Below are 1449 nucleotides of genomic sequence, written 5' to 3'. Positions count from 1 at the left end.
CGGCTCCTATGTATGGACTCGCCCCCACTGTCAAACCTGCTTTTCAACACTGCTACCCGGCTGCATCTATGTATCAGGCCTATTCGAGGAAGCTGTCATCAGCTTCTGGCCAACATTGTGTGAGCTTGCGGTATGCCTATTACATTCAGACCTCGAAGGCCAGTAGGAGCCAAGGCATCAATCCGCAACGGTCTTACCTGGGGTCAATGTTTTCTAGCAGAGGTTGGAGCGACTTCGCGCCCCGGTGGCAGAACTCGGTGGATCAGTGACTCATTTCCGCCTGCCTGTCATTAACTGGCTGGCGTTGATAAGTCTGTTCATTCTGTAGCAGCACCCAGGCGATCCGTAGGTTGCGGTTGGCTAACCTCACCGCCGCCTCTTTGCGCCCCAGGCGACTCAGCCAGCCCAGCAAGCGGCGATCATCCGGTTGCTGCGAATCAGGCCGTAGTTGTTGGAGGACCGCATGCGCGCCCTGGATCATCAGGCTGCGCAGGTAGCCATCGCCTCGCTTGCTCATCTTGCCCAGGCGGATCTTTTCTCCGCTGCTGTGCTGATCAGGCACCATGCCGAAGTAAGCCGCATATAAGCGGGCATTGGCGAAACGTTCAGGTTCGGTTTGCTTGGCCAGCAGCGCGGTGGCGATGATCGGGCCGACTCCGCGCACCGTCATCAGTCGTTTCGCGGTCTTGTCCGCGTTCGCAGCAGCTTCCAAGCGCCCGCTCAAGACGTTGATGCGTTCGCCCAATTGCCGCCATTCACCCAGCAATTCGTCGATCAACTCCCGCAGTATCTCCGGCAGTGGCTGCGTTGCATCTTCCAGCACCCTCGGTATCACGTGGCTGATAGCCGCATCGCCTTGCGCCAGAGCCACGCCGTGCTCCAGCAGCAAACCGCGCATCTGATTACTCATCGCCGTACGCCGACGCACATAACCCTGCCGAGCGCGATGCAGCGCCTGCATGGCCAGCGAGGCAGCGCTTTTGATGGGCACGGCTGAAATCTTGCTATCGCGACCGGCGCGCAAGATCGACAGGGCATCGTTACGATCATTCTTCGCACCGCTGCGGTGACCCTCGACGAGACGAGCCGGAAGAATCCGCGCCAGGTTGCCTTGCCCCTGTAGCTGCCGTGCCCACGCCTGAGCACCTGGGCCAGTTTCAACCAGCACGACGACACTCGGCGGCAACTTGCACAGAAACTCGTAGAACGCCTCACGCGACTTGATCCGCGCCTCGTAACGCACCTGACCAAGAGCGTCTTCTCCCGCCACCTGAAAGACCCGCTTGGCAAGATCGACTGCCACTGTCGTGCAGGCCGATAGATCGTTTAAGGCCTGGGATTGATTAGTTGCTGTATGCTTTTTCATGGACTCGCCCTCGCTGCCGTTGGCTTCTTAGACTGCCACCGTGGCGCATTGACGCCTCGGCGTGGGCGAGTCCATGTAATTAC

The 1449-nt window shown here is 59.3% G+C and carries 1 protein-coding gene; it reads right to left on the bottom strand.

Annotation, left to right across the window (positions count from 1 at the left end):
• Positions 1 to 262 precede the first annotated feature (262 nt).
• Positions 263 to 1366: an IS110 family RNA-guided transposase gene (locus tag PSOLE_RS23350; RefSeq protein ID WP_074861394.1), complete on the bottom strand. Its 1104-nt coding sequence runs from the start codon at positions 1364 to 1366 to the stop codon at positions 263 to 265.
• Between the last annotated feature and the right edge of the window lie 83 nt (positions 1367 to 1449).

The organism is Pseudomonas oleovorans subsp. oleovorans, assembly GCF_002197815.1.
In the GTDB taxonomy this organism is placed as follows: Bacteria; Pseudomonadota; Gammaproteobacteria; order Pseudomonadales; family Pseudomonadaceae; genus Aquipseudomonas; species Aquipseudomonas oleovorans.
This window is presented reverse-complemented; position numbering and strand designations above follow the sequence as displayed.

Coding starts and splice junctions, on each gene's coding strand:
- PSOLE_RS23350 (WP_074861394.1), bottom strand. CDS start 1,366: ATGAAAAAGCATACAGCAACTAATCAATCCCAGGCCTTAAACGATCTA.